The sequence below is a fragment of the Pacificibacter maritimus genome (genome assembly GCF_003814915.1).
GTDB classification, from domain to species: Bacteria; Pseudomonadota; Alphaproteobacteria; order Rhodobacterales; family Rhodobacteraceae; genus Celeribacter; species Celeribacter maritimus.
Map to the genome: position 1 here is coordinate 504714 of NZ_RKQK01000002.1, position 15511 is coordinate 520224.

The 15511-nt window shown below is 52.9% G+C and carries 10 protein-coding genes and 1 riboswitch; of the genes, 3 read left to right on the plus strand and 7 right to left on the minus strand.

Annotation, left to right across the window (positions count from 1 at the left end):
• Positions 1-2 precede the first annotated feature (2 nt).
• Both EDD53_RS08965 and EDD53_RS08970 read left to right on the plus strand, forming a co-directional pair.
• Positions 3-1781, plus strand: coding sequence for an autotransporter assembly complex protein TamA (locus EDD53_RS08965; RefSeq protein ID WP_123792876.1), 1779 nt, complete (start codon positions 3-5; stop codon positions 1779-1781).
• The gene (locus EDD53_RS08970) at positions 1778-5092 is read left to right on the plus strand and encodes a translocation/assembly module TamB domain-containing protein (protein ID WP_123792877.1); all 3315 of its coding nucleotides are present in this window, start codon (positions 1778-1780) and stop codon (positions 5090-5092) included. Before EDD53_RS08965 ends, EDD53_RS08970 begins: the two co-directional genes overlap by 4 nt.
• On the opposite strand, the gene EDD53_RS08975 is transcribed toward EDD53_RS08970, so the two are convergent.
• The 5 genes from EDD53_RS08975 to gltX all read right to left on the minus strand — a co-directional run bounded on the left by EDD53_RS08975 (position 5089) and on the right by gltX (position 11804).
• Positions 5089-5535, minus strand: a complete 447-nt coding sequence (locus tag EDD53_RS08975; RefSeq protein ID WP_123792878.1) for a thioredoxin family protein — start codon at positions 5533-5535, stop codon at positions 5089-5091. The two genes, EDD53_RS08970 and EDD53_RS08975, sit on opposite strands and share 4 nt — an antisense overlap.
• Positions 5536-5634: 99 nt before the next feature.
• Entirely contained in the window at positions 5635-8481 is a 2847-nt protein-coding gene (gene gcvP / locus EDD53_RS08980; RefSeq protein ID WP_123792879.1) for an aminomethyl-transferring glycine dehydrogenase, read from the minus strand.
• Positions 8482-8571: 90 nt separating this feature from the next.
• Complete coding sequence (gene gcvH, locus EDD53_RS08985) at positions 8572-8931, minus strand: glycine cleavage system protein GcvH (RefSeq protein ID WP_123792880.1); 360 nt, start codon at positions 8929-8931, stop codon at positions 8572-8574.
• 41 nt (positions 8932-8972) lie between these two features.
• Entirely contained in the window at positions 8973-10100 is a 1128-nt protein-coding gene (gene gcvT, locus EDD53_RS08990) for a glycine cleavage system aminomethyltransferase GcvT (protein WP_123792881.1), read from the minus strand.
• Between the two features lie 155 nt (positions 10101-10255).
• A riboswitch (glycine riboswitch) is annotated at positions 10256-10352 on the minus strand.
• A gap of 129 nt (positions 10353-10481) precedes the next feature.
• Positions 10482-11804 (minus strand): glutamate--tRNA ligase, encoded by a 1323-nt coding sequence (gltX, locus tag EDD53_RS08995; RefSeq protein ID WP_123792882.1) that lies wholly within the window; start codon positions 11802-11804, stop codon positions 10482-10484.
• Between the two features lie 109 nt (positions 11805-11913).
• Here gltX and EDD53_RS09000 point away from each other — a divergent pair, with 109 nt between their 5' ends.
• The gene (locus EDD53_RS09000) at positions 11914-12333 is read left to right on the plus strand and encodes a metallopeptidase family protein (protein WP_123792883.1); all 420 of its coding nucleotides are present in this window, start codon (positions 11914-11916) and stop codon (positions 12331-12333) included.
• On the opposite strand, the gene EDD53_RS09005 is transcribed toward EDD53_RS09000, so the two are convergent.
• Together EDD53_RS09005 and EDD53_RS09010 are read right to left on the minus strand one after the other, a co-directional pair.
• Positions 12330-13571 (minus strand): Hsp70 family protein, encoded by a 1242-nt coding sequence (locus EDD53_RS09005; protein WP_123792884.1) that lies wholly within the window; start codon positions 13569-13571, stop codon positions 12330-12332. The genes EDD53_RS09000 and EDD53_RS09005 overlap by 4 nt on opposite strands.
• Before the next feature lie 158 nt (positions 13572-13729).
• Positions 13730-15388, minus strand: a complete 1659-nt coding sequence (locus tag EDD53_RS09010; protein ID WP_123792885.1) for an NAD+ synthase — start codon at positions 15386-15388, stop codon at positions 13730-13732.
• Positions 15389-15511: the final 123 nt, after the last annotated feature.

Consider the following 15511-nt stretch of genomic DNA (forward strand, 5'->3'; position numbering starts at 1 on the left):
ACATGGCATTTCACAAGACCTTATTGACCGTTGTGCTATGCGCAGGCTTGAATGCAGCCGCCCATGGGTTTGAGGCCGATTTAAAAACCACTGGCGCAACTGGTCTAAAAGACACTTTGAGTGCGGCATCTTCGGTTTTACAAGCCCAGCAAGAGGGAACGACAGCGCCATCGGATATCATTGCGGCAGTACAATCAGACTACCGCACTTTGTTGGGCACGCTTTACCGCGCGGGCTATTACGCGCCCGTTATCCGAATTTCGGTCGATGGGCGCGAAGGCAGCACATTGTCACTGGTAACCCTGCCCGATCAGGTATCCAACGTGACGATCACTGTGGACACGGGGCCGAAATTCAAGTTCGGCGAGGCAACCGTTGGGCCGCTCGCAGCAGGCACAGAGATCCCGAGTAATTTCAGAACAGGACGCACCGCGGGATCGGGCCGCGTGGGCGGTGCGAAAGACGCAGCAATAGATGCTTGGCGCGATGCATCTCACCCCAAAGCAGCCTTGAGTTCACAGTCAATCGTCGCCGATCATACGCAGAACAAACTAGACGTCGCTTTGGGCATTGATCCTGGACCGAAGGCCACGTTTGGTCGGCTTACATTTGCGGGTACGAAAAAGGTCACCGATGCGCGTTTGGCCGAGATCACAGGTGACATCACAGGCAAACCTTTTGATCCCGCCACGTTAAATACGGTGAACTCACGCCTGCGCCAAACAGGTGCTTTTCGGTCTGTTAGCTTGGCAGAGGCCAAAACCCTAAACGCAGACAACAGCCTAGACGTGACAGCGACGATCACAGATGCGACACCGCGCAGATTTGGTTTTGGGGCGCAAATCAGTTCGCTCGAAGGTGGCACTCTGTCTGGCTATTGGATGCACCGCAACATTTCAGGCAATGCCGACCGATTGCGATTTGACGCTGAAATCGCAGGTTTGGGATCGGACACTGGTGTGGACTACTCGCTATCAACATCATATCGACGCCCCGCCACAACACGCCCAGTTTTAACCTTAGTGACAGAAGCAGAATTCGCCCGCTTGGATGAACCAAACTATCTCTCAACATCGGCAGAGTTTTTGATCGGGGCTGAGGTCAATTTGTCTGAAACCACCTATTTCACGGGCAGCATTGGGTACCGCTATTCGGATGTCACCGATGACATTGGATCGCGGCAATTTTCACACGTGATTTTCCCAATTGAAGGTGCGCGAGATGCCCGTGACAATGCGCTTTCACCGACATCAGGTACCTATTTTTCAGCACAGATCATGCCCTATCTTGGCATAGACGGATCAAAAAATGGTGCGCGTTTATTTGCAGATATGCGCGGCTATACCAGCCTAGGTGAAGACGACCGCTTTGTGTTTGCGGGGCGTTTTTTGGCGGGATCCATCTTGGGCAGTAACTTGACCGAAACACCCCCCGATCTTTTGTTTTACTCAGGCGGAGGGGGCACAGTGCGGGGGCAGCCTTATAAATCGCTCAATGTCACTTCAGGAGGCGTCACAACAGGGGGCGCAAGCTTTCTAGGGCTATCCACCGAAATTCGTGCAGGCATCAACGACAACTTTTCACTCGTTGGATTCGCCGACGGCGGTGCCGTTGGCGCAAATTCCGTACCGGATGACACCATGGAATGGCATGCCGGTGCGGGTCTTGGGTTGCGCTATGATACAGGGTTTGGGCCGATTAGACTGGATGTGGCCACGCCTGTAGCAGGCGACACTGGCGAGGGTGTGCAGATTTACGTTGGGATTGGACAAGCGTTTTGAACCATAAAATTCTCCTCTTTCCCGCTCTTTGTCTGCCCTTGGTGGCTGTGGCACAAACCGTTGCGGATCAGACAGAAACAGATCGTGATCGTTCAAGGATTGTCGCCTTCTTAGAAGACAATTTATCAGGTGCTGGGCGCACAATACGGATCGAAAATTTCACAGGGCTTTTATCATCTCAAGCCAGCTTATCACGTCTGACGATCGCCGATGACCAAGGCGTTTGGCTGACATTGGATGACGTGGAACTGGATTGGAAACGCACGTCCCTCTTAGCTGGCAAGTTAGAAGTCACCAGCCTGTCAGCGGGTGAAATCAATGTTTTACGCAAACCTGATGCTGGGGAAACATCCCAAAGCCCAGAAGCAAAACCATTTAGCCTACCTGAGCTGCCCGTCAGCATTGTTATCGACGAAGTGAACGCGCCATTGGTGACACTTGGTGCAGATATTTTGGGCATCGGTGAACCTATCGATCTCTCTTTTCTTGGCGGCGTCAATCTGGCTGATGGCCAAGGATCGGCACAGCTCGAAATTCAACGGCTGTCTGGGCCGTCTGGTGCGTTTTTACTTGATGCATCTTATGACAATGCCGACACACAACTCGCTTTAGACTTATCATTGACCGAAAGCAAAGGTGGCTTGATCACCACGTTGATCGGCTTGCCTGGTGCCCCCGATATGGCATTGACAGCGCAGGGTGAAGGCCCGCTTGATACCTTTATTGCTGACATAACATTGGCCACAGAAGGCACCCCCAGACTGTCAGGTAAGCTTGGTTTATCGACTTTGGAAGACGATCAACAAGACCAAACCGCGCAAGATACTCCTGAGCCGAAAACACGAGTGTTTTCAGCAGATATCCAAGGCGATGTCTCCCCATTGTTCGAGACAGACTATGCTGAGTTTTTCGGCGTATCGACAGCCCTCAAGGTCGAAGGAACATCCTACCCAGACGGACGTTTGTCTCTTTCACCTTTCTCACTGAAAACCAACAATCTGTCTTTGGGGGGCACAATCGATATTGGTACGGATTCCTTGCCAACATCCTTTGATATTTCAGGTTCGATTGCAGCAAAAGGCGGCAAGCCAACCTTGCTTCCGCTTACTGGCCCAAAGCGCGAAATCGACCGCGCAACCCTCTCAGCGCAATACGATGTAACACAGGGCGAGCAATGGACAGCCGAGGCCAACTTGCTTGGATTCAATCAAATCGGGGTGTCCATCCAAGATGTGACGATTGATGCTAATGGCACCGTATCGCGCAGCCGCAATCAAACCACATCTCAACTGGTGCGTGCCGTTACCGCACAGATCGACATGGCGCTGAACGGGTTGGACGTTGCCGACACAAAGTTACAAACTGCAATTGGTGACGCTCTGTCAGCGCGCACCAGCTTGTCGTGGAACGATGAAGTGGGGTTTGTCATCAAAGATGCCCGATTTGAAGCGCAAGACACGGTGCTGCAATCATCTGGAACGCTCTCCAGTATTGCCGAAGGTTTGACCTTTGTAGGTCAAGCCAATCTGCGCGCACCAGATGTGTCACGTTTTGCCCCCTTGGCAGGTCGCCCCCTAAAGGGCGCGATCACAGCGCAGATCGATGGGAGCTATGCCATTTTAGGTGGAGGATTTGATGCGCAGGCCTCAGCAGACACCCGCAACGCAGCCATCGGCATACCCAAAATCGATGCGCTTTTGGGCGGGCAGGGTACTGTGACGCTAGATGCCAGCCGCGATGAAACAGGGATCAATCTGCGGTCATTCGATGTGAAAAGCAACGCTCTTTCTGCGCAAGCCAGCGGCGCGCTGAACTCGGATACAGCTACTCTCAACCTGTCCGCACAGCTTGACGATTTGGCGCGCCTCGATGCAGGCATTAGTGGCCCCGCAGCCCTGCGCGGAACGGTCAAGCGACGCGAAGCCAACGCCCCGTGGGAAACGGAAACAACCTTGAACGGACCTGGGGGGTCCACCGCGGAGCTATCGGGAACAGTCGCCCAAAACTTTAACACCGCCTCATTACGTGCCATTGGCTCTGTACCTTTGGGCTTAGCCAATACCTTTACCACAGCAACTTTATTGCAAGGCGATGCGGCCGTTGATATGCAACTTGTCGGCCCGCTTGAATTGGATTCAATTTCAGGAACGATCACCACGCAGTCAGGCCTGCGTGCGGTTGTGCCTGCTGCTGGTTTGTCATTCGTTTTCGACCCTTCCACCGTCACCTTATCCAATTCAACGGCGCGCCTTAACGCCAACGCGACATCAGATGCAGGTGGGCGCGTGACGGCCTCTGGACAAATTGGGCTCACAGGAAGAATGCCTGCTGATCTGAACATCACGTTGAATAGACTTACAGTCGCCGACCCTGATCTATACACGACCGAAGCCACAGGCGCGCTGACCATCAACGGACCTTTGCTCGGGTCTCCTCGGCTTGAAGGCCGTATTGCTTTGGGGCGCACCGATATCCAAGTTGCACCAACGGCCTTTGGTTCTGGCGGCGATATTCCCGAAATTACGCACAAAAACGAGCCCGCCAATGTGCGTCAAACCCGTCAACGAGCAGGTGTTCTGGGCGATGGATCCGATGGTGAAAGCTCTGGAACCAATCGTGCCATTGCCTTGGATTTAACCATCGACGCCCCCAACCAAATGTTCATCCGTGGACGGGGATTGGATGCAGAACTGGGCGGCAGCCTTCGCTTACGCGGTAGCACCCGCAACATCGTGCCTGTCGGACGGTTTTCACTGAACCGTGGCCGCTTGAGCATCTTGGGAAAACGTCTGGACTTGGAAGAAGGCCAGCTTTCTTTGCAAGGTGATTTTGACCCCGTGTTTGAATTGGTCGCTGTAACAGACACCGACGACCTGATAATTAACGTGATCACCTCAGGGCGTGTCAGCGCCCCAAAGTTGACACTTACCTCTGCGCCAGACTTGCCCGAAGATGAAATATTTGCGCAACTTTTATTTGGTCGCGCGTTATCTGATATTTCACCGCTTCAAGCCGCACAGATGGCCGCAGCGATTGCGACATTGACGGGCGGGGGCAATGGGATTGTTGGCGACATTCGCGATGAAATCGGATTGGATGACTTGGATGTCACCACCTCTGACGAGGGCGATGCAGCACTACGACTGGGCAAATATTTGTCGGATGAAATCTATACGGATGTGACCATAGACAGCTCTGGAAAATCGGTGATCAACCTGAACCTTGATGCTTCTGATACAGTGACCTTCAAAGGGTCTGCATCAGCTGATGGCGACACAAGCCTTGGGGTCTTTTTCGAGAAAGATTACTAAGCCAAAGGTTTCGCTTTTTGCTGCACAAAACGCGCTATATCGCGCGCAGGTCTCGCCCCAGTTAGGCGCGCAATTTCTTTACCGCCTTGGTATAAAATCAATGCAGGAATGCCGCGCACATTATTCTTTTGAGACACGATAGGAAAGTCTTGGGTGTTGACCTTGGCAAATCGCGCACGGCCTTTCAAAGCCACCGCTGCCTTGGCAAAGTCAGGTGCCATCTGGCGGCAAGGACCACACCAAGGTGCCCAAAAGTCCACCAACAAAGGCATGTCATCCAATTTGGCCGCTTTGGCCAAGGACGTCGGGTTCAATTCTGCCACCTTATCCGTCACCAACACAGCGCCGCATTTGCCGCATTTCGGGGTCGCATCCAACTTTTCCGCAGGGACACGATTGGCTTGCCCACATTTCAAACAACTGAGTTTTACAGGATAGCTCATAGATGCCCTCTCTGATTGGCTGACCTCGCCTATATCAAGCCAAAGCCAAAAAACACAAGGCCCCGATTGAACAATCGAGGCCTTGGTAAAGTTATGGTGTTACTCAGCTGCTTCCACATAGTTTTCAAGCGGTGGACACTGACAGATCAAATTGCGATCCCCATGCACGTTGTCCACACGCCCAACGGGGGGCCAGTATTTATCAACGCGAAAAGAGCCAGGCGGGAAACACCCTTGTTCACGACTATAGGGACGATCCCAATCCGCGACCAAATCATTCACCGTATGCGGCGCATGTTTCAACGGGTTATTATCAACAGGCCAAGTGCCTTTTTCGATCTGTGCAATTTCTGATCGGATCGACAGCATGGCTTCGATGAAACGATCTAGTTCGGCCTTGGTTTCAGATTCAGTCGGTTCGATCATCAAAGTGCCTGCCACGGGCCAAGACATCGTTGGTGCATGGAAACCGCTGTCCATCAGGCGTTTGGCGATGTCATCGACGGTTACGTGAACGCTATCATCAAAGGCACGCGGGTCGATGATGCATTCGTGGGCAACACGCCCCTGCTTTCCGCGGTAAAGCACAGGGAAAGCGGCATCCAAACGCGCAGCGATGTAGTTCGCGTTCAAGATCGCAACCTTTGTGGCCTGCGTTAAACCAGCCCCGCCCATCAGCATGCAATAAGCCCATGAGATAGGCAAAATAGATGCCGAGCCATAAGGCGCCGCAGACACGGGGCCAGTTTCACCGCCCAATTCAGGATGGCCCGGCAAGAAGCGTTCAAGGTGTGCTTTCACACCAATCGGACCCATGCCAGGTCCACCGCCACCATGCGGGATGCAGAATGTTTTATGTAGGTTCAAGTGACTGACGTCCGACCCGATATCACCAGGTTTCGACAGACCAACCATAGCGTTCAAATTTGCCCCATCTAGATAGACCTGCCCGCCAAATTCATGAGTGATGTCGCAGACATCTTTGACAGTTTCTTCGAACACACCGTGGGTCGAGGGGTAGGTGACCATACAGGCTGCAAGCTTATCACCCGCAGCTTCCGCTTTTGCGCGGAAATCATCCAAATCGATATCGCCATTCTCGGCACTTTTCACGACAACAACCTTGAGACCACACATCTGTGCAGTCGCGGGATTTGTACCATGCGCCGACATCGGGATCAGGCACACATCACGCCCACCTTGTCCATTGGCGCGGTGATAGGCCATGATGGTCAAAAGACCTGCATATTCGCCTTGCGCACCAGAGTTTGGCTGCATGGACATGGCGTCATAGCCCGTAATTTCGCAGAGCTTAGCTGCCAAATCGTCGATCATCTCCTTGTAGCCTTCGGATTGATCTTGCGGTGCAAAGGGATGGATCGTGTTAAATTCTGGCCATGTAACAGGCATCATTTCGACGGCCGCATTCAGTTTCATCGTGCACGACCCAAGCGGGATCATTGCACGATCCAGCGCCAAATCGCGGTCGGCCAAACGGCGCATGTAACGCATCATTTCGCCTTCGGCACGGTTCATGCCAAAGATCGGGTGCGTCAGGTAATCACTTTCGCGCAGGAGTGCTGCGTCAAAGCCCAATTCTGTCGGCTCACGAGTTGCTAGAGCTTCGTGGCCAAAAGCACGCCAGACTTTTTCGATGATCTCGGCATCGACCATTTCATCAACGGAAATGCCAATTTTGGTTTTGCCAACAGGGCGCAGATTGATCCCCTCGGCCACAGCAGATCGCAAGATCACGCCCTGCATCGCACCAACGTCAACGGTGAAAGTGTCATAAAAGGCCGCGGGGGCGATTTTAAACCCAGAAGATTTCAGACCCTCAGCCAAACGCACCGCGTTGAAGTGGATGCTTTCCCCAATCGCGCGCAGGCCTTGCGGCCCGTGAAACACCGCATAAAAAGATGCCATAACAGCCAGTAAAGCTTGGGCTGTACAAACGTTGGATGTCGCTTTTTCGCGGCGAATATGCTGTTCGCGGGTTTGCAATGATAAACGATACGCCCGCTCGCCACGCGCATCTATGGACACACCAACAATGCGACCAGGCATAGAGCGTTTGATTTTATCGGCACATGACATGAACGCCGCGTGCGGACCACCAAAGCCCATAGGCACGCCAAAGCGCTGTGCAGATCCAACAGCAATATCTGCCCCCATCGCGCCAGGATCTTTGATCATCGTCAAGGCCATCAAATCGGTCGCCATGATCGCGATCGCTTTGTGGTCATGCAGTGCGCCGATTTCGGGTGTAAAGTCCCGCAGATCTCCGTAAGTGCCTGGATACTGGAAAATTCCGCCGAACACTTTAGAGGCATCCAAATCATCGACCGCCCCAATGATAAGTTCGATCCCCAAAGGTGCTGCGCGGGTTTTCATCACCTCGATATTTTGCGGGTGGCAGTTTTCGTCAATGAAGAAGCCTTTGACCTTAGATTTTGAAACACGCTGCGCCATGGTCATGGCTTCGGCGCAGGCTGTCGCCTCGTCCAACAACGAAGCATTGGCGACAGGTAGGCCTGTCATATCGGACACCATTGTTTGGAAGTTCAGCAAAGCTTCAAGGCGGCCTTGTGCGATTTCAGGCTGGTAGGGCGTGTAAGCCGTGTACCATGCAGGATTTTCCAAAATATTGCGCTGAATGGCAGGTGGGGTGGCTGTCGCGTAATACCCCTGCCCAATCAAAGAGGTCATGACCTTGTTTTTGCCCGCGACCTTGCGCATTGCGCCCAGAACTTCGTGTTCTGTCATGGGCCCCCAAGACAAAGGTTCAAGCTGACGGATCGCCATAGGCACGGTTTCGTCGATCAGGTTTTCCAGTGACGTGGCCCCAACAACTTTCAGCATATCATCCATCTCGGCAGGGGACGGACCGATGTGACGACGATTGGCAAAATCATAGGGATTGTAAGTAGACGGAGTGTAAGCCACGAGGCATTCCTTTTCGAGTAAACCTTGATGCAAGCGCGAGCATGCGAGCAATGCATGGGGGCACAGGAGATCCACGCGCCCCCAATCAATTTAGCCAATAAAGGCTTTGTATTCAGCTTCCGACATGAATTCATCAAGCACAGAAAGGTCATCAATTTTCATTTTGAAAAACCATGCATCGCCGATTGCATCTTCATTCACTTTGGATGGCTCATCGACCAAAAGTCCGTTCACCTCAACAATTTCACCGTCAAGCGGCGCCAAGATATCTGAAGCGGCTTTAACACTTTCGATCACACAAATTTCTTCGTCTTTGGTCACTGTGGTGCCTTCTTCGGGCAATTCAACAAACACAACATCGCCCAATTGAGTGGCTGCATGTTCTGTGATGCCAACGACGACCAGATCGTCTTCGACGCGGAGCCATTCGTGTTCTTCAGTGAATTTCATAGGTCTGATCCTTAGGTAGAATATCTAGAGTGTAACTGTATTTAGCGTTTGTAGGTCGAGGGGCGAAACGCCATTGATGAAACTGTGACAGGCAAACGTTTGCCGCGCAGTTCCGCAAAAATTTCGGTCCCGTCAGTCGTATATTCGGTTGGGACATAGCCCATTGCAATAGGGGCTTGCACAGTGGGGCCGAAACCACCCGATGTTATGACACCGATCTGGTCATTGCTGTCGGATGAGGCAAACAAAGGCGTGCCTTCGCGCATTGGGGCGCGGCCTTGGGGCAACAAGCCCACGCGCAACTTGTCTGGGCCGTTTTCCAGTTCAGCTAGAATGCGATCAGCGCCAGGAAATCCACCAGCACGCGCACCGCCCGTGCGACGGATGCCTTGTATCGCCCAAGCAATATTGCCTTGAACGGGCGAGGTGGTCGTGTCGATATCGTGACCGTAAAGGCACAAACCCGCCTCGAGACGCAGACTGTCGCGCGCACCAAGGCCGATTAATTCGACTTCATCCATTTCAACCAACTTTGCGGCAACATCGGCTGCGATTTGTGCAGGGATCGAGATTTCAAAACCGTCTTCGCCTGTATAGCCAGACCGCGAAATCCACCATTCGACACCGTTCACATCCATGCGGTGACTGTCCATAAACCGCATGTCGGTGACAGTGGGCACAAGGCGCGCCAAAGCTGTTTCGGCAGCGGGGCCTTGCAGTGCCAAGAGCGCGCGATCTGTGATTTCGGTCACGGTCACATGGTCTGGCAAAGTCGCTTTCATATGGGCAATATCTTGGGACTTGCAGGCCGCATTGACGACCAAAAATAAATGATCGCCCGTGTTTGCGATCATCAAATCATCCAAGATACCACCCGCTTCATTGGTGAAAATCCCGTATCTCTGGCGCAAAGGTTTGAGGCCCGCAACAGACACAGGCACGATGGTTTCAAGTGCAAGCGTCAATGCCTCAAGACCTTCGGTCGATGTCAAAGCCACCTGCCCCATATGCGACACATCAAATAGGCCTGCAGCGCTGCGCGTTTGCAAATGTTCTTTCATAACGCCCGCGGGATATTGCACCGGCATATCATAGCCTGCGAAAGGCACCATTTTACCGCCATTGGCCACGTGAAAATCGTAAAGGGGAGTCCGCTTTAGATCCGTCATTTTGTACGCTCCAAGTGCACTTTTGCACTGATTTCAAAACCGGAATAAAAGCCGGCACCACGACAAAGCCATCCTTTGCCTGATGCCCCCTCTGTCCTTGCGCCTGAGATCGTTATCCCTTCGGCGGGTGCATCCGCACCACTCTCCAGAGTGTATTGTCTTCGAAGGTCCTGTTGCCTGAGAGTTTACCGGGGCGGTTGCTCCTTCGGCACATGTACAAATCACTTTGCCATGTTCTCCCAACGAAGATTGTGCGTAATCTCTAGGTGACAGAATTGATTCAGGCAAGTCTTCGCTGACATTTGCGCGCATTTGTTCAAAAGAAAACCCGTCAAAGCGCAAGGCCATGACGGGTTTTACAGCAATTAAACGCCCCTGCACCTATAATGTTGGCGCTTTTTGCAAAAGTTGCATAACGTTCGACATATCTGGTCCACGTTCTAACCCTGTGACCGCTTTGCGCAGAGGCATGAACAGGCCTTTGCCTTTGCGACCAGTGGCGTCCTTCACGGCTGTCGTCCAGTCTTTCCACGTCGTTTCGGTGTAGGGCAAGTCAGGCAGCATCGCGAAGGCTTCGCGGATAAAATCCTGATCTTCGTCAGCAACAAGTGGAGATGCGCCATCGCGGAACAGTTCCCACCAGCCAGCCATATCGGCTTTTACTGTGATGTTCTCGCGCACAACGCTCCAAAACAATTCTGCTTGTTCAGCGGGCACACCAAGGGCTGCGATATCATCTGCAACATCTGCGTAAGGGCGTGCCAAGTTAACTTGGGCTGTCAGCGGTAACAGGTCTTTTTCGTCGAATTTTGTCGGCGCAGATCCAAAGGTAGAGATGTCAAACCCTTCGATCAATTCCGCCATTTCAGACCGCACTTCGACAGGTTGCGACGACCCTGTGCGCGCCATCAATGACATCAAGGCCATCGGTTCGATGCCCTGACCACGCAAATCGCGCAAAGACAATGTACCAAGGCGTTTTGACAAAGCTTCGCCTTGTGGACCCGTTAACAAAGAGTGGTGCGCAAAGCTTGGCACCGTGCCGCCCAGCGCTTTGATGATCTGGATTTGCGTGGCCGTATTGGTCACGTGGTCTGAGCCACGCACAACGTAAGTCACGCCGTAGTCGATATCATCACAAACAGAGGCAGGCGTGTACAAAAACTGCCCATCGGCTTTGACAAGCACAGGATCAGAGACAGAACCACAATCGATAGAAATATCGCCTAAGATGCCGTCAGCCCACTCAACGCGCTCTTGATCCAGTTTGAAACGCCAGTGTCCATCGCCACGCTCAGCGCGCAGGGCGTCTTTTTCGGCATCGCTCAGGTTTAAACCTGCACGATCATATACGGGCGGTTTGCCCATATTGAGCTGTTTCTTGCGCTTTAGATCAAGTTCAACTGGGGTTTCAAAACATTCGTACAAACGCCCCGCCGCTTTCAATTCATCCATCGCCGCTGTGTAGCGGTCCAAGCGATCCGACTGACGCTCTGTGCGGTCCCACGAAATACCAAGCCAAGTTAGGTCTTCTTTCAAGGCATCAATATATTCTTGTTTCGAACGCACTGGATCAGTGTCATCGATACGCAAAATGAATTCGCCGCCTGCTTTACGCGTGATCAAGTAGTTGAAAAGCGCAGTGCGAAGGTTGCCGACGTGGATATAGCCTGTGGGGCTTGGTGCAAAACGTGTGACGGTCATGGTGATCTCCTGTTGTGCTTGCTCTTTCATATTGCGGCCAAAGAGTCCATATCTGAGCATGCGCCTGCCCTAAATCTAAGCGCCGCTTGAGACAAATGGAGCCCTGTGAATGCCCGACGCCCTGCTAAACGCCACCGCCCCAGATCTGGATGCCATCGAATCCATCGCTCGGATGACAATTGCCAATCTGCCTGCCGCGCATAAAGTGATGGCAGCATCCGTGGGAATCAATGTGATGGATTTTGTGCCAGAAGACCTGATGGCAGAAATCGGACTTGAGGATCCCTTTGCCTTAACTGGGCTCTATACAGGACTGCCGATGCCAGAAAAATCCAGCATGGATGAAGCGCCTTCATCAGATATGATCTGGCTCTTTCGCCGCCCTATCTTGGATGAATGGTGCCTGCGCGGGGATGTGACCCTGCAACAAATGGTAGCCCATGTGACAGTTCACGAATTGGCACATCACTTTGGTTGGTCCGATGAACAGATCGCCACAATCGACACAACTTGGGACTACGGCCTTTAAGCCATCTGCCTTTGCCCCGCCGCGATTGCCAATCCATCGACCACAGCTGTGAAGGCTTCGGATTGGATCGCACGGGCGTTTGGAAGCACACTGCGCACAGCATCTGGAACGATAGACATTAAACTCGTGCCTCCAACGTAGACCACTGCGCCAATGGCATCTGGGGCGAGCCCTGCCAAAGCCAGCGTTTCTTGAACCGCTTGTGCAAGTTCGGTTTTGTAGCCCGCCAAAGATGCAGTCATCAAAGTGTCGTCCAAAGTGGCACTCAGCCCTTTTTCAACCAATCCCAGACCAATCACGCCCTGCCCATCGGTATTGACCGCAATTTTGCCTGCTTCCACGGCGAAGGCGACGTCATGGCCCAGCTCGGCTTCGATCACCTCGTACAGACGGTCAATTTTATCTGGCTCAACCGCATGACGCTGCAAATCTTTGACCAAGCGCAATGTGTCTTTTGTGTAGAGAAACGGGATTTTCTGCCAAGTGGCCAGATCATTGAATAGCGTCGCAGGCACAGGCAAAAGCCCATCAGCCAAGGCGCGTTTCACTTGGGTGCCCGCGCCGAACAGCGGCATGACATGATCCAGCGACAAGGCGCGATCCAGATGCGTCCCCCCAAGGCGCACACCGTAAGATGCCAACACATCCGCCTTACCGTCTTGCTTCCGAAATAGGGTAAAATCCGATGTCCCGCCGCCGATATCTACAACCAGTCCGATTTCACCTGCACCCAAATCTTTTGCGGCCAAAGCGGCGGCTTCGGGTTCGGGCAAAAAGTCGATATTTTTAAAACCTGCGCGTGTGTATGCCTCGTGCAAATCGACCAAGGCTTGCGCATTGGCTGCATCATTTTTTGAATGGAACCGCACGGGTCGCCCCGAAACAACGCCGGTTACTGGCTGGCGAATCTTATCTTCGGTGCGTGTGCGCAACTCGGTTAAGAATTGCGCAATCACATCCAACAGGCTTTGGCGTTTGGGGCCAATCAAACGGGTTTCGCGCAGCAAGGGCGTGCCCAAAACAGATTTGAGCGCGCGCATGTAGCGCCCTTCATCCCCATCAATCAAAGCTTGATTGGCCGCTGTGCCAAGCCGCATTTTACCGCGCGCATCAAAAAACACCGCAGTCGGGAGTGTCTTAGACCCTTGCTCGACATCCACCAGCCAAGGCTGACCATTGACGTTCAGCCCAACCGCCGAATTTGAGGTTCCGAAATCAATACCGACAGTTAAATCCATAGGGGCGCACTCTTGCATCGAAAGATAAAGTGCGGGTGTACGGCAAGGGGTCCAAGGGCACAAGCCAACACAAGCAGTTTCACGGCTGCGCAAGATTTTTTTGCCCCTCAAGCGCCCCCACCGCCATACGATATGGCGGGCGAAAGCGCTTGATAAAGCTATCCCTGATCGCGCCAGCGGTTGGCGATTGGGTATCGACGATCCAACCAGAATGCGCGGGGCGACAAACGTGTGCCTGGTGCGGATTGGAACCGTTTATATTCGGAAATATACAACAGATGTTCGACACGTTTTACAGTCGCACGATCAAATCCAGCATCAACCAATTCGGCCACGCTTTGCTCACGATCGACAAGACCCTCTAGAATAGCATCCAGCACCTCATAGGGCGGCAAGCTGTCGTCATCACGCTGATCTGGACGCAGCTCGGCTGAGGGCGGTTTGTCGATGATAGACACGGGGATCACTTCGCCTGCGGGTGCTGCCATCCATGGACGGTGGTTTTCATTGCGCCAACGACATTGATCAAACACGCGGGTTTTATACATGTCTTTAATAGGATTGTAGCCACCGTTCATATCACCATAAATCGTACAATATCCGACAGCGACTTCGGATTTATTGCCCGTGGTCAAAAGCATTTCACCGAATTTATTGGACAAAGCCATCAACAAAAGTCCGCGCAAACGCGATTGCACGTTTTCTTCTGTGGTGTCCTCATCACGGCCCTCAAACAAGGGGGCTAATGTCTGTGTGATCGCATCTCGCCCCGCTTTGATCGGCACAAAATCGTAATGGCACCCCAAACGATTGGCGATGTCTTTAGCGTCATCCAAAGAACCTTGGGACGTGTACTCACTGGGCAGCATCACGCAGCGTACATTTTCAGGCCCCAACGCATCCGCGGCAATGGTGGCGACTATCGCAGAATCGATGCCCCCAGACAGGCCAAGTAGAACCTTTTTGAACCCTGTCTTGCCCATGTAGTCGCGCAAAGAGTCCACCATCGCGCGGTAGTCTTGCTCAAAGGCATCGGGATGCGGGGTGATTTCGCCCGTTTCTGCAGCCCAAAGCCCATCGGTTTTAACAAAATCCACATGGCGCAGCGCTTCGTCGAAAACCGGCATTTGATGGGCGATTTCACCATGACGGTTCAGCACGAAAGATCCACCATCAAACACCTGATCATCTTGGCCACCCACCATGTTGAGATAAACCAAAGGCAGATCAGTTTCAGTCACGCGTGCAACCATATGGGACAAGCGGCGATCAAATTTATTGCGGTAATAAGGTGATCCGTTGGGCACCAGCAAGATTTCTGCGCCCGTTTCGGCCAAAGCTTCAGGCACATCTGGGTGCCAAGCATCTTCGCAGATTGGCGTGCCGATACGAATGGGGCCGACACGGTACGGGCCATGCACATCGCCGCTTGCGTATAAACGCACTTCGTCAAACACAGTCTCGTTTGGGCGGTGGTGTTTCAATACGATGGTCTGCACTTTACCTTCAGCCAAAACCCAATAGCCATTGTACAGCTTATCGCCCCGCGCATAGGGGCCACCAATGCCCAGCGCTGGTCCATCTAGGGTCATTTCCGCCAGTGCTTCAATCGCGCGCATCGCGTGTAGCGTAAATGCGGGTTTCATCACCAAATCTTGCGTCTGATAGCCCGTGATGAACATTTCAGCGAAAGCGATCATATCGGCTTTGGCGGATTTTGCAGTCGCATAGGCTGCGCGTGCCGCATCGGCATTGGCATCAATCGCACCAAGCGTCGGGTTCAACTGCGCAAGTGTCAGGCGGAATCTGTCGGTCATGGCACGGCCCTTTCGAATTTGCTTTACGTTTAGCAGACTGAGCAGCAAGGGAAAGCCGATCCCAGCAAAAACATTTGCCCATAGGGGGCAGACTGCATAGGTTGCACTCAATTCGTGTCCTCT